The sequence below is a fragment of the Priestia sp. GS2 genome (assembly GCF_036409025.1).
Classification (GTDB): domain Bacteria; phylum Bacillota; class Bacilli; order Bacillales; family Bacillaceae_H; genus Priestia; species Priestia aryabhattai_A.
On sequence record NZ_JAZGJX010000001.1, the window covers coordinates 514,304 to 536,531 of the forward strand.

Annotated in this window: 25 protein-coding genes; 19 read left to right on the forward strand and 6 right to left on the reverse strand. The window is 38.2% G+C overall.

What is annotated here, in order from left to right:
• The first annotated feature begins 35 nt into the window (after positions 1 to 35).
• The 7 genes from V2145_RS02665 to rnz all read left to right on the forward strand — a co-directional run bounded on the left by V2145_RS02665 (position 36) and on the right by rnz (position 8,064).
• Complete coding sequence (locus tag V2145_RS02665) at positions 36 to 1,514, forward strand: NCS1 family transporter (protein WP_311856752.1); 1,479 nt, start codon at positions 36 to 38, stop codon at positions 1,512 to 1,514.
• 9 nt (positions 1,515 to 1,523) lie between these two features.
• Positions 1,524 to 1,736 carry a hypothetical protein gene (locus V2145_RS02670; protein WP_025909784.1) on the forward strand — a complete coding sequence of 71 codons (213 nt, stop codon included), beginning with the start codon at positions 1,524 to 1,526 and terminating at the stop codon, positions 1,734 to 1,736.
• Positions 1,737 to 2,003: 267 nt separating this feature from the next.
• On the forward strand, positions 2,004 to 2,201 hold the full coding sequence (locus tag V2145_RS02675) for a hypothetical protein (protein WP_025909785.1): 198 nt from the start codon (positions 2,004 to 2,006) through the stop codon (positions 2,199 to 2,201).
• A 156-nt stretch (positions 2,202 to 2,357) separates the two neighbouring features.
• On the forward strand, positions 2,358 to 3,989 hold the full coding sequence (locus V2145_RS02680; RefSeq protein WP_094910726.1) for a PucR family transcriptional regulator: 1,632 nt from the start codon (positions 2,358 to 2,360) through the stop codon (positions 3,987 to 3,989).
• Positions 3,990 to 4,139: 150 nt separating this feature from the next.
• Positions 4,140 to 5,609 carry a CoA-acylating methylmalonate-semialdehyde dehydrogenase gene (locus tag V2145_RS02685; RefSeq protein WP_094910725.1) on the forward strand — a complete coding sequence of 490 codons (1,470 nt, stop codon included), beginning with the start codon at positions 4,140 to 4,142 and terminating at the stop codon, positions 5,607 to 5,609.
• Between the two features lie 87 nt (positions 5,610 to 5,696).
• Positions 5,697 to 7,061 carry an aspartate aminotransferase family protein gene (locus tag V2145_RS02690; RefSeq protein WP_311856756.1) on the forward strand — a complete coding sequence of 455 codons (1,365 nt, stop codon included), beginning with the start codon at positions 5,697 to 5,699 and terminating at the stop codon, positions 7,059 to 7,061.
• Positions 7,062 to 7,146: 85 nt separating this feature from the next.
• Positions 7,147 to 8,064 (forward strand): ribonuclease Z, encoded by a 918-nt coding sequence (rnz, locus tag V2145_RS02695; RefSeq protein WP_094910723.1) that lies wholly within the window; start codon positions 7,147 to 7,149, stop codon positions 8,062 to 8,064.
• Positions 8,065 to 8,098: 34 nt separating this feature from the next.
• On the opposite strand, the gene namA is transcribed toward rnz, so the two are convergent.
• Both namA and proI read right to left on the reverse strand, forming a co-directional pair.
• Positions 8,099 to 9,115 carry an NADPH dehydrogenase NamA gene (gene namA / locus V2145_RS02700; RefSeq protein ID WP_094910911.1) on the reverse strand — a complete coding sequence of 339 codons (1,017 nt, stop codon included), beginning with the start codon at positions 9,113 to 9,115 and terminating at the stop codon, positions 8,099 to 8,101.
• 130 nt (positions 9,116 to 9,245) lie between these two features.
• Positions 9,246 to 10,100 (reverse strand): pyrroline-5-carboxylate reductase ProI, encoded by an 855-nt coding sequence (gene proI / locus V2145_RS02705; RefSeq protein WP_094910722.1) that lies wholly within the window; start codon positions 10,098 to 10,100, stop codon positions 9,246 to 9,248.
• Positions 10,101 to 10,350: 250 nt separating this feature from the next.
• Here proI and V2145_RS02710 point away from each other — a divergent pair, with 250 nt between their 5' ends.
• Complete coding sequence (locus tag V2145_RS02710; RefSeq protein WP_330987302.1) at positions 10,351 to 11,304, forward strand: MBL fold metallo-hydrolase; 954 nt, start codon at positions 10,351 to 10,353, stop codon at positions 11,302 to 11,304.
• Positions 11,305 to 11,370: 66 nt separating this feature from the next.
• Complete coding sequence (locus V2145_RS02715; protein ID WP_094910720.1) at positions 11,371 to 12,162, forward strand: SDR family NAD(P)-dependent oxidoreductase; 792 nt, start codon at positions 11,371 to 11,373, stop codon at positions 12,160 to 12,162.
• Positions 12,163 to 12,403: 241 nt separating this feature from the next.
• On the opposite strand, the gene V2145_RS02720 is transcribed toward V2145_RS02715, so the two are convergent.
• The gene (locus V2145_RS02720) at positions 12,404 to 12,592 is read right to left on the reverse strand and encodes a CDGSH iron-sulfur domain-containing protein (protein WP_330988118.1); all 189 of its coding nucleotides are present in this window, start codon (positions 12,590 to 12,592) and stop codon (positions 12,404 to 12,406) included.
• Positions 12,593 to 12,761: 169 nt separating this feature from the next.
• Between V2145_RS02720 and V2145_RS02725 the strand changes: the two genes are divergently transcribed.
• A complete protein-coding gene (locus V2145_RS02725) occupies positions 12,762 to 13,100 on the forward strand; it encodes an iron-sulfur cluster biosynthesis family protein (RefSeq protein ID WP_094910718.1) in 339 nt (112 codons plus the stop codon).
• A gap of 24 nt (positions 13,101 to 13,124) precedes the next feature.
• On the opposite strand, the gene V2145_RS02730 is transcribed toward V2145_RS02725, so the two are convergent.
• Positions 13,125 to 14,036 carry a hydroxymethylglutaryl-CoA lyase gene (locus V2145_RS02730; RefSeq protein WP_094910717.1) on the reverse strand — a complete coding sequence of 304 codons (912 nt, stop codon included), beginning with the start codon at positions 14,034 to 14,036 and terminating at the stop codon, positions 13,125 to 13,127.
• A gap of 177 nt (positions 14,037 to 14,213) precedes the next feature.
• Here V2145_RS02730 and V2145_RS02735 point away from each other — a divergent pair, with 177 nt between their 5' ends.
• From V2145_RS02735 to V2145_RS02750, 4 genes are all read left to right on the forward strand, one after another.
• Positions 14,214 to 15,401: an acetyl-CoA C-acetyltransferase gene (locus V2145_RS02735; protein WP_094910716.1), complete on the forward strand. Its 1,188-nt coding sequence runs from the start codon at positions 14,214 to 14,216 to the stop codon at positions 15,399 to 15,401.
• Positions 15,402 to 15,635: 234 nt separating this feature from the next.
• The gene (locus V2145_RS02740) at positions 15,636 to 16,325 is read left to right on the forward strand and encodes a CoA transferase subunit A (protein ID WP_094910715.1); all 690 of its coding nucleotides are present in this window, start codon (positions 15,636 to 15,638) and stop codon (positions 16,323 to 16,325) included.
• Positions 16,326 to 16,342: 17 nt separating this feature from the next.
• Positions 16,343 to 17,011, forward strand: a complete 669-nt coding sequence (locus V2145_RS02745; protein ID WP_094910714.1) for a CoA transferase subunit B — start codon at positions 16,343 to 16,345, stop codon at positions 17,009 to 17,011.
• 68 nt (positions 17,012 to 17,079) lie between these two features.
• Positions 17,080 to 17,325: a YqkE family protein gene (locus V2145_RS02750; RefSeq protein ID WP_094910713.1), complete on the forward strand. Its 246-nt coding sequence runs from the start codon at positions 17,080 to 17,082 to the stop codon at positions 17,323 to 17,325.
• A 31-nt stretch (positions 17,326 to 17,356) separates the two neighbouring features.
• Here the strand turns inward: V2145_RS02750 and V2145_RS02755 are convergent, their stop codons facing one another.
• Together V2145_RS02755 and mciZ are read right to left on the reverse strand one after the other, a co-directional pair.
• Complete coding sequence (locus V2145_RS02755; protein WP_094910712.1) at positions 17,357 to 18,265, reverse strand: aldo/keto reductase; 909 nt, start codon at positions 18,263 to 18,265, stop codon at positions 17,357 to 17,359.
• Between the two features lie 115 nt (positions 18,266 to 18,380).
• On the reverse strand, positions 18,381 to 18,533 hold the full coding sequence (mciZ, locus tag V2145_RS02760; RefSeq protein ID WP_094910711.1) for a Z-ring formation inhibitor MciZ: 153 nt from the start codon (positions 18,531 to 18,533) through the stop codon (positions 18,381 to 18,383).
• Between the two features lie 71 nt (positions 18,534 to 18,604).
• Between mciZ and V2145_RS02765 the strand changes: the two genes are divergently transcribed.
• From V2145_RS02765 to xerD, 5 genes are all read left to right on the forward strand, one after another.
• A complete protein-coding gene (locus tag V2145_RS02765) occupies positions 18,605 to 19,156 on the forward strand; it encodes an NUDIX domain-containing protein (RefSeq protein ID WP_094910710.1) in 552 nt (183 codons plus the stop codon).
• Between the two features lie 97 nt (positions 19,157 to 19,253).
• Positions 19,254 to 19,898, forward strand: coding sequence for a stage II sporulation protein M (gene spoIIM, locus V2145_RS02770; RefSeq protein ID WP_094910709.1), 645 nt, complete (start codon positions 19,254 to 19,256; stop codon positions 19,896 to 19,898).
• A gap of 111 nt (positions 19,899 to 20,009) precedes the next feature.
• Entirely contained in the window at positions 20,010 to 20,468 is a 459-nt protein-coding gene (gene fur / locus V2145_RS02775) for a ferric iron uptake transcriptional regulator (protein ID WP_094910708.1), read from the forward strand.
• 423 nt (positions 20,469 to 20,891) lie between these two features.
• Positions 20,892 to 21,119, forward strand: a complete 228-nt coding sequence (locus V2145_RS02780) for a YqzK family protein (protein ID WP_025909098.1) — start codon at positions 20,892 to 20,894, stop codon at positions 21,117 to 21,119.
• Positions 21,120 to 21,125: 6 nt separating this feature from the next.
• On the forward strand, positions 21,126 to 22,019 hold the full coding sequence (xerD, locus tag V2145_RS02785) for a site-specific tyrosine recombinase XerD (protein WP_131888262.1): 894 nt from the start codon (positions 21,126 to 21,128) through the stop codon (positions 22,017 to 22,019).
• Positions 22,020 to 22,228: the final 209 nt, after the last annotated feature.

A 22,228-nucleotide genomic window follows, 5' to 3' on the forward strand; every position in this document is an offset into this window, starting at 1 on the left:
AACGCGTTTACTAAATAGTATGAGGGGTGCAAGAAATGAAAAAATCAAAAAGCTATTTAAAATCACCGGATTTATTACCTATTGCGCATCAAAATCGTAAGATTGGAACGCTTGGCTTTTCGTTAATGTGGGTTAGTATGGCAGTTGTATTAGCTGCATTTGCAATCGGAGGATCTGGTGTGCAAAGCTTATCTCTCGGTTGGGTTGTCGTAGCAACTGTAATTGGATCTATTGCAATTGGTTTGTTTGTAACAATTATTGCTGATATTGGAATCGAACATGGTTTATCATTTCCAGTTTATATGAGAGCTCCGTTTGGAACAATTGGTACTCATATTCCCTCTGTTATGCGTGGGCTTGCAGCTTCTTGTTGGTTTGGGATTAATACGTATTTTGGTGCTACGGCAATGAATGGAATTTTAAATGCTCTAGCAGGGTTTAATAACTGGCTCGTTTGTTTTTTTCTCTTTGCGTTATTACAGCTTATCAATACAGCACTTGGAATTAAAGCAGTAGAACGGTTTACAGACCTAGCAGCGCCAGTTATTATCATCATTTCAGCCTGGATGTATACAACTCTGTCAGACCAAGCCCTTTCTCAAGGTAGAGAGGTTTGGGCTTGGATTGAAAGTCCGGTTACAGGAGGGGCAGCTGTTACAGCATTTATCGTAGTCATTATGAGCAACATGGGGTTTTGGGCAACGCTTGCGGCAGATATTCCATCTATTTCAAGGTTTATTAAAGCACCGACACATGAGCGGAGTTGGATAAAGCGTAATAAAGGGGCTCTTGTAGGAAGCGTAGTAGCGTTGCCGCTAACTCAAACGTTTATGGTTATCATTGGCGGTGTGTCATATATTGCTGTGAAGAACTACGATCCAGTAGTGGCACTTCAAGAAGCTGCATCTGGACTTGCGCTTGGCGTATTACTTTTGATGGTTGTGTTTGCCCAGTGGTCAACAAATATCTCAGCAAATCTGATTCCAGCTGCCACGATTTTTTCAAATGTTGGTGGACCGAAAGTACCCTTTTGGGTTGGGGTAGTTATCGCTGGAATTGTAGGCACAATTGTACAACCTTGGAGCTTGTTCAGCATCATTGTTCCAGCATTGTTAATTGTAGGTGGGATTTTGTCAGCGATTGTTGGCATTTTGTTTGCAGATTACTACTTATTGCGAAAGCGTAGAGTAAATGTAACAGAGCTGTATGAAGAAAATGGACAGTACCGCTACTTTTACGGCTTTAATATAGCTGGGTTACTAGCATGGACTATAGGTGGAACAAGTGCTTACTTTTTATCAACTTATTCGTTTGTCGTTGGATTTATAGTAGGCGCTGTCTGTTATTATGTTTTAGCTAAATATTGGTGGTTTAAGCATTATAAACAAGATGAGATTGAGACACCAAGTGATGAAAAGTATCTAGGTATTACAGTTGGTCGAGATTGGGTTATCTCAATTGATGAAGAAGTAATTCAACCTGTCGCATCCAACCAAACTATTTCAACAGATTGAGGTGAAGTTATGTCAGACTACCAGCATTTTGTTGCAGAACGTGAAAAGATTGATTTTCTTATTGAAAAAGGTTTTATTATTAAAAGCGTGACGGAAAATCTAAGCGGTGCGTTTCTAGAATTTGAACGCATAAAGCAAGGAAAGGTTGAAAAAGAAAAGCTCCATATCCTAACGGCAGATGCTAGAAAGTATTTTTCAGGAATATTAATTCAGCAACTATAAAATAAGCCTACTTCATATTTCAAATATGAGGTAGGCTTATTTTTTTAAAAAAATTAGGGTGAAAAGTGAAACTAAATCATAAAATCTTTCGTTACTATTCATGTCAAGTATTACGTATTACAAACAGTTATTACATTTCATTTACAACAATGGAAAATGGGTTTAGTTAGGGTGTGATTTGTAGTAAATAGTATAGTATGAAAGTTTTTTGAAAATGAAAATGTAAACGTTAAATAATTTAATAAATGATAAGGGTGTGACACAGAGATGATGAATGAGAAAGATTTAGACGTGATGACAGTTGAGGAAAGAAAAGTAATAGATAAGCTTAAGATGGAAATGCTTAATGCAGTGTCACTTCATGACCTACGTTTTTATAAACAAGAGATTCAAAGAATAAAAGAGCAAGCTAAAAAAAGACATGGTTTCTTTAAAACGCTGCAAGTAGCTGCTGAAAAGCTGTAAATCGCTGAATGATTTATAGCTTTTTTTTTGCAAAATTCTATGTAAGCAAAGGCGTGTATGATTATATTCTAAAAAAATATAAAGAGATAAAATGATTTATTTTTCAGAAAACTTAAGCTAATATAAAGAGATAGACTGATTAAGGGTGGTGTGGGTTTGAAATCTTATTTGACCATTAATGAGGTTTTAAAAAGAAAACATTTTAACAGCTGTGAAGTAATTGCAGGTAAAGTCGGTCTCACAAATCGAGTGAAATGGGTTCACGTGATGGAAGTGACTCGGGTGAATGAGCTTCTAAAAGGGAATGAATTAATTCTTTCAACCGGTGTAGGATGGAAGGAAGATAATGAATTGTGCCTGTCGTTTTTAAAGCAGTTAATCGAATGTCAGGCTTCAGGATTATGTATTGAACTGGGTACGTACACCTCTCAGATTCCTCAAAACGTCATTGAATTTGCAAATCAACATGAATTTCCTATTATTTTATTTCATGAAGAAGTGCCGTTTGTTGAAATAACCCAAGATTTGCATGCGTTACTAGTAAACCAGCATTATTTAATGATTTCAGATTTAGAAAATTACTCTCAGCAGCTGAATCAAATGCTGCTTTCTGTCAACGATCCAAAAGATATATTACAGCATCTTTGCGAATCAACCGGACTTTTAGCCGGGCTTCGTATACATAATGAAGTAATACTTTTTCCAGCCTGTCTAGACTTACCCCAACAACAATTATTACAACATCATATTACTGAACAAAATCAGAATCAAAGCAGCTTTTTTACTCATTCCATTCAATTGTTAGGTGAAAGCTATGCAGAGCTCCATATTCTTTCAACTAATGATTTTTTTACAGAGCTTGAAATGTTAACGGTTGATCGCACAGCTACAGCTCTAGCACAGCACTTTTTACGAGACTTATATGTTGAAGAAAAAAAGCGAGTTCAAGAAACAGAGTGGATGGTTCAATGGGTTAACGGTGAAATTTCTTCCTCGCAAATTACACATTATTTACAAGAAGTATTAAATGATTTTCCAATCCAAGGCGGAACAATCGTATGCTGTCAATGTGTACAAGACGTCAAGGTAGATCATACGTATTTAAAGCTAACGATTCGAGCAATTTTTGAACAAGAAGGCTTTCATCTTCTCATTTTAGAAAAGAAGAGAGAGTTAGTGTTGGTGGTTTTAAATAAACGTCAGGTGACGACGTGGAGAGAAAGGTTAGAAAAAAGCTTGAACCGTTGGATAAACCACGGTGATTTACAAGAAGTCAACAAATCACTAGGAGTGCAGCTGATCGGGGTAGGGCAGTTTAATCGACGATTAGACTACATTCATAAAGGTTATGAAACTGCTAAAAAAACGGTTTCGATTCAAATGACTTTGCACAACGAAATGAAAAATCATATTTGTTTTTATGAAGACCTTCACATGTATCGCATTATTTCGTTAGTCAATGAACAGCAGGAATTACAAGAAGTGGTGATGGAGTATTTACAGCCAGTTCTCGAATACGACCGTAAATTTAATGCTAAGTTATTTGAAACTTTGAAAGTATATTTAGCATGTAACGGATCAAAGCAAGAAACAGCAAAGCGCTTATATATTGTGCGTCAGACTCTGTATCATCGTATTGAAAAATTGGAAAAGCTATTAGGTTCTGATTTTATGGTTCATGAAAAACGAATGGCCATTGAATTTATGATTATGACCTATGACTATTTGTTTGCACTAAACGCATCTACTACTGCTATTAATAAATTAGGAAAAGCATCTTTTACATGATTCTCTTTCATTTTACTAGGTTTGTTTTGTATTTCATTACCCAATGTGTGAAACCATACAGAACTTCTATTTCACATTCTGTCTAATGAATCCGAAGCAAGAATTAATGATAATAAAAGTAAGATTGTATGTTAAAAGGGGGCTAATGGGATGTCAGTCGTGAATGAAGATACAAAGCAGTTAAGAAACTATGTGGGTGGAAAGTGGGTTGCTTCAGCAAGCAATCAGTTTCAAGATGTAATTGATCCTTCAACAGGAAAGACGCTTGCAAAAGTACCTCTCTCAACGAAGCAAGATGTTGACCACGCTGTTAAAAATGCGAAAGAAGCGTTTAAAACATGGAGGCATGTACCAGCTCCGAAACGAGCAAGGCTGATGTTTGCCTTTCAACACTTGCTTATCGAGCATCATGAAGAGCTTGCAAGACTCGTAGTAAAAGAGAATGGAAAGGCTTATAAAGAAGCTTATGGAGAGGTCCAACGTGGTATCGAATGTGTAGAATTTGCTGCCGGAGCACCAACGCTACTTATGGGTGAATCACTTAACAATATTGCAGAAGAAATTGATTCAGAAATGTACCGTTATCCAGTTGGAGTTGTGGGAGGAATTACGCCATTTAACTTTCCAATGATGGTTCCGCTTTGGATGTTCCCGTTAGCTATCGTCTGTGGAAACACGTTTGTATTAAAACCATCAGAACGTACTCCTTTATTAGCTACGCGAATAGCTGAGTTGTTTACAGAAGCCGGAGCTCCATCCGGCATACTAAATCTTGTGCATGGTGCACATGATGTGGTAAATGGTCTCATTGAACATGAGGATATTAAAGCAGTTTCTTTTGTTGGCTCCCAGCCAGTTGCTAAATATGTGTATGAACAAGCTGCGGCTCAAGGCAAGCGAGTTCAGGCTTTATCAGGTGCCAAAAACCATCATATCGTTATGCCAGATTGTGATATAGATAAAGCTGTAAACCATATTATAAGTTCTGCTTTTGGTAGCGCTGGGCAGCGTTGTATGGCATGCAGTGCTGTTGTGGTGGTAGACGGTGTTAAAGAACAGTTCGTTGCGAAGTTAAAGCAAAAAGCAGATGAATTAGTTATGGGCAGTGGGTTACAGGATGAAGTGCTTTTAACGCCTGTTATTCGTAAAGAACATCGAGATAAAGTACTTGGCTATATCGAAGCTGGAGTGGAAGAAGGTGCTCATTTAGTTAGAGATGGTCGTAAAGAAATGGAAGATCATTCGGAAGGTAATTTTCTTGGCGCAACGATTTTTGATCACGTAACACCTGCTATGACCATTGCAAAAGAAGAGCTATTTGCACCAGTATTAAGTCTGCTTCGAGCGGAAAGTTTAGATGAAGCGTTAGAATATATTGAAAAATCTCGATTTGGAAATGGTGCAACAATTTATACAAAGGATGCAAAAGCAATCCGCCAATTTAGAGAAGAAGCAGATGCTGGTATGCTAGGTGTCAACGTAGGAGTGCCTGCTACTATGGCTTTCTTCCCATTCTCAGGTTGGAAAGACTCTTTTTATGGAGATCTACATGTAAATGGAAAAGACGGATTAAACTTTTATACGCGTAAAAAGATGATAACATCACGCTTTGATTTTTAACATATTTATTAGGTGAAAACAGAGACTTCGGCTTTGGTCGGGGTCTCTTCATCCATATAATTATTGGAATCAGAAGGAGTGAACGCAATGGTTCAAGCTAGCAGTGGGGAAAAGAATAAAAGCTTAAAAAATAAGGATGAGCAATATTTATGGCACGGCATGAAACCTTATTCTCCTGAAGCTACTATGGTAGTAGAAAAAGCAAAGGGCGCTTGGGTAACAGATGAGGATGGAAATCGCTTTTTAGACGCTATGGCAGGGCTTTGGTGCGTAAATATTGGGTATGGAAGAGAAGAGCTAGCACAGGCAGCATATGAACAGCTCAAAGAACTAGCCTATTTTCCTTTAACGCAAAGTCACCCTCCTGCAATTCAATTAGCTGAAAAGCTCAATGAATTGCTAGGAGAAGAATATGTGATCTTTTTCTCTAATAGCGGATCAGAAGCGAATGAGACCGCATTTAAAATTGCGAGGCAATATCATCAGCAACAAGGGGAACAGGGGCGGTATAAAATTATTTCACGGTACCGTGGATATCATGGAAACTCAATGGGGGCATTATCAGCTACGGGTCAAGCTCAGCGTAAATACAAGTACGAACCTTTAGCAACTGGTTTTCTTCATGTCCCACCTCCGGATAGCTACCGAGGTGTCGATGAAATAGATGCACCAAAAGAGCAGCTTCAGTCGGTGAAGGTGATTGATGAAACAATGACGTGGGAGCTTAGTGAAACAATCGCTGCAGTTATAATGGAGCCAATTATTACAGGCGGAGGCATTTTAATTCCACCAGATAACTATATGCAAGGGGTAAAAGATGTTTGTGAAAAGCACGGAGCGTTATTGATTGTAGATGAAGTTATATGTGGGTTTGGACGCACAGGCGAAGCGTTTGGATTTATGAACTATGGCGTGAAGCCTGATATTATTACGATGGCAAAAGGTATTACAAGTGCTTATTTACCTTTGTCGGCAACAGCGGTCAAGAGAGAAATTTATGAAGCATTTAAAGGTAGCGATCAGTATGAATATTTTCGACATGTAAACACATTTGGAGGAAGTCCAGCTGCCTGTGCACTTGCACTCAAAAACCTAGAGATTATGGAAAGTGAAGGTTTATATAATCGTTCCAAAACGATGGGAACCTATTTATTGAATGAGTTAAAAGAAGAATTGAAAGAACACCCTTATGTAGGAGACATTCGTGGAAAAGGACTGCTGGTAGGGATTGAGCTTGTGTCTGATAAAACATCCAAAGTGCCCCTGGATATACAGTTGGTGAATCAAGTAATTGCAAAGTGTAAAGAAAAAGGAGTTATTATTGGGAAAAACGGTGCAACAGTAGCTGGCTATAATAATGTGCTCACTCTTTCACCGCCTCTCATGATTCCAAAGGATGATTTAAACCTTCTTATTTCTGTATTAACAGAGGCACTTCAAACAATTAAGTAGCATAGGTAAGGAAAAAGCCTGTATAATGTGCATACAGGCTTTTTGTTCGGATTCACGTTTGGGTTAAGTAGAAAGGAAGAAGCACATGGAACTATTATTTTTAGGAACGGGTGCCGGAGTACCAGCTAAACAACGAAATGTTTCGTCGATTGCTTTGCAGCTTCTGCAAGAGCGAAGTGCCGTATGGCTTTTTGATTGCGGAGAAGCAACGCAGCATCAAATTTTACATACCTCCATTCGCCCTCGTCGCATCGAGAAAATTTTTATTACGCACTTGCATGGTGACCACATTTATGGCCTTCCAGGTTTATTAGGTAGCAGATCGTTTCAAGGAGGAGAAGAACCTCTTACCGTATACGGTCCCCCTGGTATTGAGCAATTTATTAAAGTTACGTTAGAAGTTAGCCAAACCCACTTGAAGTATGGTCTTAAAGTTATTGAAGTGAATGAAGGGGTCATTTTTGAAGACAGTACGTTTAAAGTAGAATGTGCAAAGCTTGAGCATGGCGTGACGTCATATGGATATCGAATCGTTGAAAAAGACTTACCGGGTGCACTACAGGTAGAGCGTTTGAAGGAAGCTGGAGTACAACCAGGACCTCATTATAAGCAGTTAAAAGAAGGCAAAAGGATTTGTCTAGAAGATGGACGAGAAATTAACGGAGCGGAATTCATTGGAGAATCCAGACCGGGAAAAATCGTAACCATTTTGGGCGATACGCGAATGTGTAAAAATAGCACCAAGCTTGCAGAGAATGCGAACGTTTTAGTTCATGAAGCAACATTTGCTGAGGGAGATGAAAAACTAGCTTATGATTATTATCACTCCACAGCCAAGCAAGCGGCACAAGTAGCTCGGCAAGCGAACGTGCAGAAGCTAATCCTTACTCACATAAGTGCGAGATATCAAGGTCAAGCTGTTGAACGCTTAGTAGAAGGCGCGCTGAAGGAATTTAAGTACACTGTGGTTGCTTCAGACTTAGCAAGTTTTCCTGTTGAATAAAAGTAAAGTGAGGGCCATAAGGACCCTCACTTTTTTACCATCCTCGTTCATATTGAACAGGTGCTTCAATATTTGTATTTAATTCTGTGGCAGCAGTACGTGGCCAATAAGGGTCGCGCAGTAGTTCTCTTGCGACGAAGATAAGGTCAGCACGTTTGCTTTGGAGAATTTCTTCTGCTTGTAGACCGCTTGTAATTAAGCCCACAGCACCAGTATGAATAGCTGCTTCTTGCTTAATTTGTTCTGCAAATGGCACTTGGTAGCCAGGGTATACGTTAATTTTGGCATGTACAAGTGCTCCTGAACTTACATCAATTAGATCAACACCTTGTTCTTTCATCCATGTAGCGAATGTTACATGGTCATTGACAGTTAATCCACCTTCAGTATAGTCAGTTGCAGAGACGCGAACAAATAGAGGTCCATCCCATACTTCTTGTACACTATCAATGATTTCTTTTAAGAAACGATAGCGGTTTTCAGCAGAGCCACCGTACTCATCCGTACGCTTATTGCTTAATGGAGACAGGAATTGGTGAACTAAATATCCATGCGCTCCATGAATTTCAATAATATCAAAACCTGCTTGCTTCGAGCGCTGTGCACCTTCTTTAAAAGCTGCAATTGTACGCTCAATATCTTCTTTTGTCATTTCAGCAGGTGTTTTACTTTCATCATCAAATGCAATAGCAGAAGGAGCGTAGATTGTTCCATCTACCGTTGCTTTACGGCCTGCGTGTGCAAGCTGGATTGCCGTTTTACTACCGTTCGCTTTTACTTGGTTAACAAGTCTTTGTAATCCCTCAACATGCTCGTCATTCCAAATTCCTAAATCACGTGAAGAAATACGACCCTCAGGTGTTACAGCAGTCGCTTCAATCATAATTAATCCAACTTGTCCAACTGCTCGTGAGGTATAGTGAGCTAGGTGCCAATCTGTTACGATGCCGTCTTCTTTTTCGCATGAATACATGCACATCGGTGACATAACAATACGGTTTTTTAGCTTTACATTTTTTACTTCATAGGGTGTAAATAATTTAGCAGTCACTTCATATCCCTCCATTATTTCGAGTTCCTAACAAAATGCATTATAGCACTGAGCTTTAGTAGATTTCACTTTATATGCTTTGCTGTTTCATGGTCATTTAGTAAAAAAACCTCAGCGCTATGCTGAGGTTTTAACGTGACGTACGACTGCTCATCATTTTTTCATCAATGGCTTCGCCTAATTCTTTTGAGCGAAGTGTAGCTTTGTCAATACATTGGATAAGGGCTTCTTGAAATTCGTAATCAGTCAGCTGTTCTAGTCCTGCTTCTGTCGTTCCCCCTGGACTTGTAACTTCTTTTCGTAGCGTCGTAGGACTCTTTGGAGACGTTCGAAGCATTTGAGCTGCACCAATTAATGTTTGTGTAATTAAGTCTTTCGCTACGTCTGATTCAAGCCCTTGATGTAGCGCAGCTTTTTGCATCGCTTCTACCAAATAATAAACGTATGCGGGTCCGCTGCCTGATAAGCCTGTAACGGCATGCAGCTGTTCTTCAGGAACAACTGTAACCGTTCCAACTGTATGGAAGAGAGTTTCTGCTAGTTTTATATGCTCGTCGTTAGCGTGCTCTCCTTTGGAAATAGCTGTTGCAGACAAACCAATTGAAGCAGAAGTATTTGGCATAGCTCGAACAACAGGCACATCGTGTTGAAATAACGATAGGATGCTCGTTGTTGACACTCCTGCAAGGACAGAAATAATAAGGTGGCTTCTATGGATATAAGGTTTAATACTTTCAATGCTTTCTACAACGTCTTTTGGTTTGACTGCCAATATAATTACATCGCTTTTTTGAACGATTAAAGGAATATTTCGGGTAATATTAATCTTATATTGATTACGTAATTCATGAAGTCGTGCGTCGTTGCTGTAATTTGTAACGTGAATTTGTCCAGGTTTAAATTTATTTGTGCTAATTAGCCCTGAAATCATGGCTTCAGCCATTGATCCAGCACCGATAAAAGCAATATTTAATGGTTGTTTCATCAAGGGATGAACCTCCTTTTTATATACTTATTAATGAATAAAAATACTTTTTGTTCTGTATGAAGTCGTTGGATTTAATACATATAAGCTTTCTTCTATTAGTTGATTTTATAAGCATATTGTTGTAATTATGCACTGAGAAAATGATGGATGTCAATCTAATTTTCAGAAAAGAAAGCATATTGTATGAATGTATATTGGAATCGTGTACACTTAAAGAAAACGTCATTGCTTAGAAGGGGACAACGTTATGAAGGAACAAATTCACAAGTTCATATTGCCAACACCTTTTGCAGTTGGAGATGTAAATGTATATGTACTAAAAGGGGAATCCATTACTTTAATTGATGCAGGGGTGAAGACCGAAGAAGCTTGGAATTCTTTTACGAAACAGCTAAATGAAATTGGCTTACATGTAGAAGATATCGATCAAGTATTACTGACACACCATCATCCGGATCATGTAGGTATGCTTGATTATTTTTCACCAGATACACCTGTAATTGGACATTGGAGAAACGAGCCGTGGATTTCAAAAGATTCCGCTTTTTTTGATCGGTATGACGAATTTTTCACCGGGTTCTTCACACAGCTTGGCGTAGATGAACGGTTTCGAAAATATCTAAAAGGCTTACGTCATTCAATGAAGTATTCTTGTGACAGGTCACTAACAACTCAAATTCAAGAAGGTAGTCTAATAAAAGGTTTGGAAGATTGGAGTATTATTGAAGTGCCAGGGCATGCTCAAAGTCATATTGCTGTATATCACGAGCAAAGCGAAACTTTAATTGGGGGAGATGTGTTGCTTAAGCATATTTCATCTAATCCACTTATCGAGCCTCCGTATCATGAAGGTGAGGAACGAAAGAAATCAATGCTTCAATATAATGCATCTCTTCGTCGTCTTTCTGAATTGCCTATTTCATGTATCTACACAGGCCATGGAGATGAAGTGAATGAAGTAAGTAAGCTTGTGTCAGAACGACTAGCTAAGCAAAGAGAACGAGCTGAAAAAGTATATCAGCTTTTAAAGAACAAGCCGATGTCTGCATTCGATGTTTGTAAATTCTTGTTTCCATCCGTGTATGAAAAAGAATTAGGGTTGACGATGTCTGAAACGGTAGGGCAACTAGACTATCTTGAAAGCCTCCGCCAAATTAGTTGTCAATATGAAGGGAATCATTTTGTTTATCATACTCATTGAGCTTGTTTTTTTAAGTATAGAAAGATAAGATTAAAAACACTGAGTTTGTACAATTGAGGTGTAAAAATGAATAATCTTAAAGGAAAGTATATTTTAATTACGGGTGCATCTGGCGGATTAGGAGAAATGATTAGCTATGAAGTAGCTAAAAAAGGAGCTAACCCAATCCTTGTTGCTAGAAATGAAGCCCGCCTTCAAGAAGTATCAGAACAGATTAGTGAGAAGCATGGAGTTACTTGCCGTACATATCGATTAGATGTTGCCAATCTAAGTGATGTTGAAGTTGTCATAGGTAAAATTATGGAAGATGTTCCTAAAATTGATGTGCTGATTAACAACGCTGGCTTTGGTGTGTTTGAGGAAGTGACGGAAGCTTCGATGGATACAATTTCGTCCATGTTTCAAGTAAATGTACTAGGGCTAATCGCGTGTACGAAAGCTGTTTTACCAGCTATGTTAGAAAGAAATGAAGGTCACATTATTAATATCGCGTCTCAAGCAGGTAAGCTTGCTACGCCTAAATCTAGCGGATACGCTGCTTCAAAGCATGCTGTATTAGGATTTACAAATGGACTACGTCTCGAAATTGCTAAAACTAATGTGCGCGTCACTGCAGTTAATCCAGGTCCAATTCAAACCAACTTTTTTACAATTGCCGATCAAACAGGTTCCTATGAAAAGAGCATGAAAAATATGATGCTTGACCCAGTGGATGTTGCAAAAAAAGTCGTTGAATCTATTGGCACCAATAAGCGAGAGATTAACTTGCCAAGATGGATGGGCATTGGCTCTACAATTTATCAGGTTGCGCCTCGGTTGGTTGAAACACTAGCAGGAAATGCGTTTTATAAAAAATAAGCTCAATGCCCTCAATGGGCATGAGCTTATTTTTTGTAGGCTGGGTCATAAAGCATTTTACCAGGACGTGTGTATGCCGTGTGACCTCCATCAACCGTAATGCAGTCTCCCGTTCATCATCAATAGCCATTGTTCGAGTGAGAGGTGTAACAGCCTCTTGTTCAGCATTACATCCGAATCAATCTAAATCTGTAGCTAGCCCAGATACAGAGGAGTTATTACTCATTGAAGCAGTTACAGATTACTCGTCTAATACGGCTTTAGCACGTACACAAGACTCAAATTTACCTTTATGATTTCCGTCACAAAAGGGCATCTTTTGTGACATGCCACATCGACATAGTGAAAACGAGGGTTTCGTTTCATACTTATTACCCTCAGCATCGATCAATTCAACATCACCAGTCACTCGAAATGATCCGTTATCCATTACCTTGATTTGAACTTTTGACAAGTTAATTCCTCCTTATGTATGATAAGCGCTCTTCCATAGTCTATATTAATGAGCGTAATAGTTTATGGAGTGAGCATTGTATATTATACTTCATTATATAAACATGTTCGCATCGTTTATACATTTATTTAAAAGGAGCGATAGAATGAATATTACATTTACTAATCGTGCTCTTGAAAAAGTGGCTGAAAAATATGACCAAAACTCATCTCTGTTTTTAAAATTGAAATATGATACGGACGGCTGTGGCTGTGTTGTAAGCGGCGTTACATCACTTTGGATTGTTGCTGATAAAGAATTTGATGATGTTGTTGTTTCAACAAATGGTGGTGACATTCTTGTTGAGAAAACAAAGCAAGTGTTTATGGATGATAATATGACGATTGATTACAGTGATGCTGCTGGAACATTCATGCTAAAAAGTCCATCCCAAATTTTAAATCCAAGAATGTCAATTATTGACCAGTCAGCAAAAGCGCGGTAGATTCTACCGTGCTTTTTTACTTTCTTATTGCTTAGCTAATTGATAGAGGCGATATTGTTTGCTTGAAATTGGATGTGAAAGGTAAGGTTCAATATACGAAACAGCAGCCAGAAGCTTTTCACTGTTAACGTTTGTTTGAACACCCATCTCATCTAACATAAAAACTAAGTCTTCTGTTGCAATGTTTCCTGTTGCACCTTTAGCAAATGGGCATCCGCCAATTCCGCCAGCTGAAGAGTCAAAGCGCATGACGCCAGCTTGAAGGCAAGCATAAATATTAGCCATGGCTATTCCTCTTGTATCGTGAAAGTGTGCATTTAGCAAAACCGTAGGAAATGCGCGTTTCAATGATGAAAAGAGAGTAAAAACATCTTTGGGGTTAGCCATTCCAATTGTATCTGCGATGCTTAGCTCGTTTACGCCAGCTTCTACAAAGCGTGCGCACAGTTCAATGGTTTTGTCTGGATTAATTTTCCCTTCATACGGACAATAAAAGGAAGTTGATATGCATGTGCGAATGTAGGCGTTACGTTCTTTAAGCTTCTCAATAAGAGGTAGCTGCTGGTGAAGAGCTTCAGTGGTAGTTTTATTAATATTATGCTGGTTAAACGAGTTGCTGACGCCGATAAATAAAGCAACAGATTGACAATTTTCTTCAAGAGCTTTAGTTAGGCCTTGCTCATTTGGAACGAGAACAATATGACGGTCATTAGTAGAATGCTGCAATGGAAATGCTTGCATAATTCGATTTGCATCTTTCATTTGAGGTACCCATTTTGGCGACACAAAAGAAGTTAATTCAATCTCCGATAGGCCAGCTTCTTTTAGTAAAGAAATAAACTGAATTTTTACAGGAGTTGGTACAAACGCTTTTTCATTTTGGAGCCCATCTCGCGGCCCCACTTCAATGATGGTTGCTTTAGAAGGTAATGACATAATTCTCCTCCTTTTTTTGATAACGCTTTCAATTACTTATTTTAAAGGATGGAAGTTTAAATTCAATAAAAATTATAAATCTTTACAAAATAATCGAAATTACAACAGGAAAATTAAGTTGGTTGTCGAATAAGCATATATGTGACAGTAATCAAACAGTAAGGAGAGGTTAACGACATGAGTCAAACAGAAGTGGTCATTGTAAGCGCTGTTAGAACGGCAATCGGCAGCTTTGGGGGAAGCTTACAAAATGTTTCTGCGCCAACTTTAGGTGGAGTAGTCATTAAAGAAGCACTAAATAAAGCAGGAATCGCAGCAAATGATGTAGATGAAGTAATTATGGGGAACGTCTTGCAAGCTGGATTAGGTCAAAACCCGGCTAGACAAGCAGCTCTTGCAGCTGGATTACCAGAAACAGTTTCTTCATTAACAATCAACAAAGTGTGTGGATCAGGACTAAAAGCAGTTCATCTTGCAACTCAAGCGATCCTTGCTGGTGATGCTGAAGTTATCGTAGCGGGTGGAATGGAAAATATGAGCCAAGCGCCATATTTGTTAAAGAATGCTCGCAATGGATTTAAAATGGGAGATCAAAAAGTCGTTGATAGCATGATTCAAGATGGATTATGGTGTGCTTTTAATGATTATCATATGGGAATTACAGCTGAAAATTTATGTGATAAATATAGCATTACGCGTGAAGAACAGGACTCTTTTGCAGCTGCTAGCCAGCAAAAAGCAGAGGCTGCTATTGAATCAGGACGATTCCAAGATGAGATTGTGCCTGTAGAAGTACCAGGACGCAAAGGTCAAGTAACCATTTTTGATCGTGATGAGTTTCCACGTGCTGGTACAACAGCAGAAAGCTTAGGCAAGTTACGTCCTGCATTTAAAAAGGATGGTTCTGTAACTGCTGGAAATGCTTCTGGTATTAATGATGGTGCTGCAGCTGTTGTTGTAATGAGCCGTCAAAAAGCAGATGAGCTAGGTTTAACACCTTTAGTAACAATTAAATCTAATGCAAGTGCTGGTGTTGACCCAAGTATTATGGGAATCGGCCCAGTAAGCGCTGTAAAAAAAGCATTGGAAAAAGCAGCAGTATCTTTAGAGGATGTTGAGCTAGTAGAAGCAAACGAAGCGTTTGCAGCACAGTCAATTGCTGTTGATCGTGAGCTTAAATTTAACCAAGAAACATTAAACGTTAACGGTGGAGCAATTGCACTAGGACATCCAATAGGAGCTAGTGGAACTCGCGTGTTGGTTTCTCTTATTCATGAAATGCAAAAACGTGAAGCGAAGCTAGGCCTTGCAACGCTATGTATTGGTGGCGGACAAGGTGTGGCTACATTAGTAGAACGTCCATAATAAAACAAAAAGCCATGAAGCTATTTTAGCCATTCATGGCTTTTTTTTATGATATATATTCTTAAACGAAGTGAACGTTCTTAAATAGTGGGCATATAGTATAGAAAATACCTATAACTTTTTCGAACGAAAAAATAATTACTTATAATTGCTAGTTATATATTTAAAAAAAGTTCTAAATATTCTATAATAAAAAAGTAAGCGTTTTCAAAAAATCAAAGGGGTGGGTTATGTATGAAACCGGTACATACATCATTTATTGAAGCAGTTAAGCCAGTAAAAGATGGTTCGACAATTATGGTTGGAGGATTTGGTCTTTGTGGCATTCCGGAAAATCTCATTTTAGCGTTAGTCGAAAAAGGGGTGAAAGACTTAACGGTTATCTCCAATAACTGTGGAGTTGATGAGTGGGGACTAGGGTTATTATTAAAAAACAAGCAAATTAAAAAGATGATAGGTTCCTATGTTGGTGAAAATAAAGAATTTGAGCGTCAAGTTCTATCAGGAGAGATTGAAGTAGAGCTCTTACCACAAGGGACGCTTGCAGAAAAGATTCGTGCTGGAGGAGCAGGGATTCCAGCTTTTTATACACCAGCAGGAGTTGGCACGCCAATTGCGATGGGAAAAGAAACGAGAATATTTGATGGCAAAGAATATTTATTAGAAGAAGCATTAGTGGCAGATGTCAGCTTGGTAAGAGCTTGGAAAGCTGATTACATGGGAAATCTTATATACAATAAAACAGCTCGCAACTTTAGTCCAATGATTGCAGCTGCAGGTAAAGTGACAATCGCTGAAGTAGAAGAACTTCACGAAACCGGTACATTAAATCCAAATATGATTCATACACCGAGTGTTTATGTTCAGTCTTTAATTGTTGGTGAACAGCAAAAACGTATTGAACGCTTAACGGTTCAAAAATAACGAGAGGAGCGGTTATGATGATTGAAAATGGTGTAAATGTAAGAGAGCGAATTGCAAAGCGAGCAGAAAAAGAAATTCAGGATGGATTTTATGTAAACTTAGGTATTGGTATTCCAACACTTGTTGCCAATTATATTTCAGACAATAAAACGGTGGTACTGCAGTCAGAAAATGGATTATTAGGTATTGGACCGTATCCAAAAGAAGAAGACGTAGACCCAGATTTAATTAATGCCGGTAAAGAAACCGTAACAGCCATTGATGGAGCAGCATATTTCGATAGCGCTGAGTCGTTTGGAATGATTCGTGGTGGTCATATTAACATTGCGATTTTAGGCGGTATGGAAGTTTCTGAAACTGGTGATTTAGCAAACTGGATGATTCCAGGAAAGATGATTAAAGGCATGGGTGGGGCCATGGATCTTGTCCACGGAGCTCAGCGCATTATTGTTATTATGGAACATGTGACTAGAAAAGGCGAGCCTAAGATTTTAAAAGAATGCACGCTTCCTTTAACAGGTCAAGGCGTTGTGAACCGCATTATTACGGATCGTGCTGTGATTGATGTAACCGATAGCGGACTAAAGCTTATAGAAGTAGCATCAGGCTATACGGTCGATGATATTATTCAATCAACCGCTCCAGATTTAGCAGTAGACGAAAATGTAAAGCTAGATGCATTTTAATTAATTGTTGTAGGTATTTGCTTATGGTAAAATGTCTATCATAATTTAATTGCAGTGGGTGAATAATGATGGCAAAACAAAAGCAAAAGAACAGCCAAAAGAAGAAAGATGATCAAATTAGCTTAAAAGATCAACTGAATAGCGATTTAGTAAAGCAGCTTCAGGCAAAAAAACATGCGCTTGCGAAGCGTGAAGAGCAGAGAATTGAGGAAGAGCAAAAAGAGAAAGAGCGCGCTCGAAAAGAAAGAGAAAAAAATAAATCATTTGAAGAATTATTTAATGAAAGTAATTTGAAATGGAATGAATTTAAATAAAAGCTCTTGCCTTATTGGCAAGAGCTTTTATTTAGCGGTGCGCTTCGTACTTATTTGCTTGAGTTAATGATTGAAGCTTTTCATAGTGCAGTTCACTTAATGGAAGCTTTTCAACAGCTTGTACATTTTCACGAAGCTGAGCTGGACTACTTGCTCCAGCTACTACTGACGCAACAGCAGGATGATAAAGGCAGTAACTTAACGCTGCGTGATTTAAGTCTGGTTCCACTGTCTGTAGAGCAGGTATAAGCTGTTCTAAATCTTTTTTCGTATAAGTTAAATAACCTGAGTTATTTAAAGAAAGCTTTTGGTAAGCTTGATTGGTTAGCAATCCTTTTGCAACGGGACCTCTTGCTACCACGCTGATAGTATGTTCGTTTAAAAGGGGAAGCACGCTTTCTTCAGGTCGACGGTCTAATAGGCTATACTGCATCATTACGCTCACAATTGAAGATTTTTTTACGAATTCGCGAATAACGTTTGGGCGTATAGACGAAATTCCGTATTCACGAATGAGTCCTTCTTTTTTTAGCTCTTCGAACGTTTCAATTGTTTCGTCAATGTTGTCTTCAATTGTGCCTCCATGCAGCTGATATAAATCAATATAATCAGTTTTTAGTCGGTGTAAACTCTCTTTTACAGCATCTTTTATGTATGCTTTTGATGGATCCCAGCGCCAACCATCCTCAACATCATTCCAGCGGTTTCCTACTTTTGTAGCCAAAATAATATCTTGTCGTTTATGTTGTAACGCTTGACCAACAATCTCTTCATTAATACCAAAATCATATAAATCAGCCGTGTCAAAATAATTGATACCAAGATCAACGGCTTCATCTATAATGCGCTCAGCATTTTTCATATCTGTTCCTAGAGACATACATCCCAAGCTAACTTCACTAACCAATAGATTGGAAGAACCTAGCTGCCTTTTTTTCATCCTATCCACTCCTTTAAATCCGTTTTATCTATTATATTGTAGCCTGGATATTTTTATAAACTCAACTAATTCACTCAACGATGCATAAAAAAAAGCAGCGCTTAGCTAGCACTGCTTAACTGTTTATTACCTTTTTTGATTCATTTGAAATAGAAGAGACCCATTCGTGAACGTATTGAAAATGTGCACCATATTCTTTTAGCTTTTGACGGATTTCCCATGCTTTGCCTACTAGAATTACTTGCTTACCTTCTACATAAACTTTCATTTCTTCTACCTCCTAAAAGTCATATGATAGAATATATGTAAAGGATTTAAATTTAGAACGAGGTGGATAAAATGGATCATTTAATTGAAAAAACGCTTGCGAAAAAAGAGATTTTTAAAGGAAGAGTGATTGATTTACAGGTAGAAGAGGTAGAGCTCCCGAACGGGAAAACGAGCACAAGAGAAGTTGTTAAGCATCCTGGAGCAGTTGCTGTTATTGCATTAACGGCTGACCATAAGCTAGTAATGGTCAAGCAATATCGTAAAGCGATGGATCGAGTTTTAGTGGAGATTCCAGCAGGTAAACTTGAAAAAGGAGAAGAACCTATCGCCACAGCAAAACGTGAGCTAGAAGAGGAAACGGGTTATACATGTAAAGAACTGAAACATATTATTTCTTTCTATACGTCCCCTGGCTTTGCCGATGAACTTGTACATCTCTATACAGCTGAGAAGTTAGAAGTTATGGAAACAAAAGCAAGCCTAGATGAGGATGAATTTGTTGAAGTGGTGGAAGTAAGCATCGAAGAAGCGCTTCACATGATTCAAGTAAATGAAATTTACGATGCCAAAACAGCGTATGCCGTTCAATATTTACAGCTTCGAAGTGCCCTAGGAGAGTAACTAACATTCAATTCTACTATAAAAAGCAGAGTAATCTCTGTCATAGTTGCGCTGAATCTATCATATACTCTATCAAGTGATTGATAGGGGGAAGACGATGAGAAAAATGTGGGTGAAGCGTGCTTATACACAGCACTTACGTGATAATAGTTCAATTTATTTATTTGTAACAGTGTTGTTTTTAATGGGGATTATCTTTGGAGCTATCGTAGTCAATAGCTTAACTGTCGATCAAAAAGAAGATCTTTATTTTTATCTAAACCGTTTCTTTGGCCTAGTGAAAACTGGAGAAGTCGCCACAAGTACTGAAATGTTTCAACAAAGCTTTTTTCATAACGTAAAATATCTAGGACTTATTTGGATTTTGGGTATAGCCATCATCGGCCTACCAGTCGTGTTAATCTTACTTTTTATTAAAGGAATGGTTATTGGGTTTACGGTTGGATTTTTAGTGAATCGTATGGGGCTTTCCGGCTTTGCGCTATCTTTTGTTTCGGTAATGCCACAAAACATTTTCTTAATACCTGCATTTTTAATCTTAACAACAGCTTCCGTAGCATTTTCTCTAAAGCTTATTCGTCAGCAGTTCTTTAAGGGAGCAAAGGAACAGGTGGCTGCTTCTTTCTTTCGTTACAGTGGTATCCTAGTAGGAGTATTTGTTCTAATTGCGTGTGCATCCTTAATTGAAGGTTATGTTTCTCCTACATTAATGAAAACGATGATGAGCTTAGTAAATAAATAATAGTTATTCTTATTTTAAAAACATTCTTTTATTTACGTTATAATAATTTTATTTTGACACCCCTTCCACATTTGATATAATAAATGAGTGAATGGCGAGGGAGGGAATGTTATGGAAAATCGAGTTGAGCGAATAAAGCAACAGTTGCACTCAGCAAGCTACAAATTGACACCTCAACGTGAGGCGACTGTAAGAGTACTCCTTGAACACGAAGAGGATCATTTGAGTGCCGAAGATGTGTATCTCCTCGTCAAGGAAAAGTCTCCGGAAATTGGTTTAGCAACTGTTTATCGAACTTTAGAATTACTAACAGAATTAAAAATTGTTGATAAGATAAACTTTGGTGATGGCGTGTCTCGCTACGACCTTCGTCAAGAAGGGGCTGCACACTTTCATCATCACTTAGTTTGTATCGAATGTGGATCAGTGGACGAAATTCAAGAGGACTTGCTTGAAGATGTAGAAGAGATTGTTGAAAAGCAGTGGCGTTTTAAAATTAAAGATCACCGCTTGACGTTTCATGGCATTTGTCATCGTTGTCAAGACGAAGATGAAAACAAAGACGAGTGAAATAAGCCTTTTCCTTTTGGGAGAAGGTTTTTGTTTTTTTTTGAAAACAACTAAGCTCAGTGCTGTATTTATAAGCGCTTAGCTTAGTCGTAGAAAGTTAATAGAATGGAAGGTTTTGAAAAAGTGAAACCGTTAATGGTACGGCTAGTAGAGTACCCGCAGATAGTAGCGTAATAAGCTTGTAGTTATTTATTTCTTTAGATGGTTTCATTGTTTCTCGAGAGACTTCATACCATATTGCGGTTGATACTAAAGCAATTAAAAATAAGTAGTGGTCATTGTTTTACCTCCTTTAAATGTATTTTAACATATTTGTAATTTATTTACATTAATTAATCCTGAATTAGGTAGGGTAAAGTAGGTATAAAACATGTCCAGATTGGCATATCTTTTAATAGTGTTGAAAATTGGAGGATATGTCTAATGAAATCATGGGTTGAGCTAGTATATAATAGTTGTAAAGTATTTATTTTATTTACAGGCTGCACGCTACTATTCTATTTCGGCATGGTATGGGTGTCAGGAGAATACCAAGACTATAAGCGCTATGATGAGCCGAGCGGATCAGCAGTGAAAGTAATGCAAATGAATGTATATGAAGATCAAACGTGGATTGAAAGATTATTTATGTTTTATCAAAACGGGGAGTAGAGGCAATTGAAGGATCAAGTTCAAGATTTTATTCACTATTTAATAGTAGAAAGAGGTTTAGCTAAAAATACAATCGATTCGTATGAGCGGGATTTAAAGAAATATAGTCAGTATTTAGAACATGTCGAGCAGTTGAATCACCTGAATGCTGTAACGAGAGCACATATTGTGAGTTTTCTTAAGCATTTAACAGATCAGCAAAAATCATCAAAAACAATTGCCAGGCATATCGCATCGATTCGTTCGTTTCACCAATTTTTACTTCGAGAGAAAGTGACTGAACAAGATCCATCCGTTCATATTGAAACGCCGCAGCTTGAACGAAAACTACCGAAAGTATTAAATGCAGAGGAAGTAGAAGCACTTCTGTCAGTCTTTGATACGTCTACGCCGTTTGGATTGCGAGATAAAGCGATGCTGGAGCTTCTCTACGCAACGGGCATGCGTGTGTCAGAGCTTGTGAACTTAAACATAGAAGATGCACATTTAACAATGGGCTTTGTTCGTTGTTTTGGAAAAGGTAGCAAAGAGCGAATTGTGCCACTTGGACGAATGGCAACGGAAGCAATTGAAGCGTACCTAGCACAGGCTCGTCCTGTTTTAACGAAAAAGCAGCAGGGAGAACATGCTTTGTTTGTGAATCATCACGGCAAACGACTAACAAGGCAAGGGTTCTGGAAGATTTTAAAAGGATTAGCGAAAGATGCGCGTATTGAAAAAGAATTAACGCCTCATACCTTGCGACATTCTTTTGCTACACATTTGCTTGAAAATGGAGCGGATCTTCGAGCAGTTCAAGAAATGTTGGGGCATGCAGATATTTCGACGACTCAAATTTATACGCACGTAACAAAAACAAGGTTGAAAGATGTCTATAATCAGTTTCATCCGCGTGCTTAAAGGTAGAGGGTTAACGGCATTGTTTCTAGCAATGTCGTTCTTTAATTGAAAACACTTTCATTTTCTGTGTACAAATTAGAAAAAACCTTTTATACTATAGAGGTCAGACTTCTGACCAATAAAGATTATGGTTAAACTTTTCTTTAAAGGGAATTTTATAATATATTGGAAACTATACGATTACAGTATGGTTTATTATAGCTTCATGA

Coding starts and splice junctions, on each gene's coding strand:
- V2145_RS02665 (WP_311856752.1), top strand. CDS start 36: ATGAAAAAATCAAAAAGCTATTTAAAATCACCGGATTTATTACCTATT.
- V2145_RS02670 (WP_025909784.1), top strand. CDS start 1,524: ATGTCAGACTACCAGCATTTTGTTGCAGAACGTGAAAAGATTGATTTT.
- V2145_RS02675 (WP_025909785.1), top strand. CDS start 2,004: ATGATGAATGAGAAAGATTTAGACGTGATGACAGTTGAGGAAAGAAAA.
- V2145_RS02685 (WP_094910725.1), top strand. CDS start 4,140: ATGTCAGTCGTGAATGAAGATACAAAGCAGTTAAGAAACTATGTGGGT.
- V2145_RS02690 (WP_311856756.1), top strand. CDS start 5,697: ATGGTTCAAGCTAGCAGTGGGGAAAAGAATAAAAGCTTAAAAAATAAG.
- rnz (WP_094910723.1), top strand. CDS start 7,147: ATGGAACTATTATTTTTAGGAACGGGTGCCGGAGTACCAGCTAAACAA.
- proI (WP_094910722.1), bottom strand. CDS start 10,100: ATGAAACAACCATTAAATATTGCTTTTATCGGTGCTGGATCAATGGCT.
- V2145_RS02710 (WP_330987302.1), top strand. CDS start 10,351: ATGAAGGAACAAATTCACAAGTTCATATTGCCAACACCTTTTGCAGTT.
- V2145_RS02715 (WP_094910720.1), top strand. CDS start 11,371: ATGAATAATCTTAAAGGAAAGTATATTTTAATTACGGGTGCATCTGGC.
- V2145_RS02720 (WP_330988118.1), bottom strand. CDS start 12,592: ATGGATAACGGATCATTTCGAGTGACTGGTGATGTTGAATTGATCGAT.
- V2145_RS02725 (WP_094910718.1), top strand. CDS start 12,762: ATGAATATTACATTTACTAATCGTGCTCTTGAAAAAGTGGCTGAAAAA.
- V2145_RS02730 (WP_094910717.1), bottom strand. CDS start 14,036: ATGTCATTACCTTCTAAAGCAACCATCATTGAAGTGGGGCCGCGAGAT.
- V2145_RS02735 (WP_094910716.1), top strand. CDS start 14,214: ATGAGTCAAACAGAAGTGGTCATTGTAAGCGCTGTTAGAACGGCAATC.
- V2145_RS02740 (WP_094910715.1), top strand. CDS start 15,636: ATGAAACCGGTACATACATCATTTATTGAAGCAGTTAAGCCAGTAAAA.
- V2145_RS02745 (WP_094910714.1), top strand. CDS start 16,343: ATGATTGAAAATGGTGTAAATGTAAGAGAGCGAATTGCAAAGCGAGCA.
- V2145_RS02750 (WP_094910713.1), top strand. CDS start 17,080: ATGGCAAAACAAAAGCAAAAGAACAGCCAAAAGAAGAAAGATGATCAA.
- V2145_RS02755 (WP_094910712.1), bottom strand. CDS start 18,265: ATGAAAAAAAGGCAGCTAGGTTCTTCCAATCTATTGGTTAGTGAAGTT.
- mciZ (WP_094910711.1), bottom strand. CDS start 18,533: ATGAAAGTTTATGTAGAAGGTAAGCAAGTAATTCTAGTAGGCAAAGCA.
- V2145_RS02765 (WP_094910710.1), top strand. CDS start 18,605: ATGGATCATTTAATTGAAAAAACGCTTGCGAAAAAAGAGATTTTTAAA.
- spoIIM (WP_094910709.1), top strand. CDS start 19,254: ATGAGAAAAATGTGGGTGAAGCGTGCTTATACACAGCACTTACGTGAT.
- fur (WP_094910708.1), top strand. CDS start 20,010: ATGGAAAATCGAGTTGAGCGAATAAAGCAACAGTTGCACTCAGCAAGC.
- V2145_RS02780 (WP_025909098.1), top strand. CDS start 20,892: ATGAAATCATGGGTTGAGCTAGTATATAATAGTTGTAAAGTATTTATT.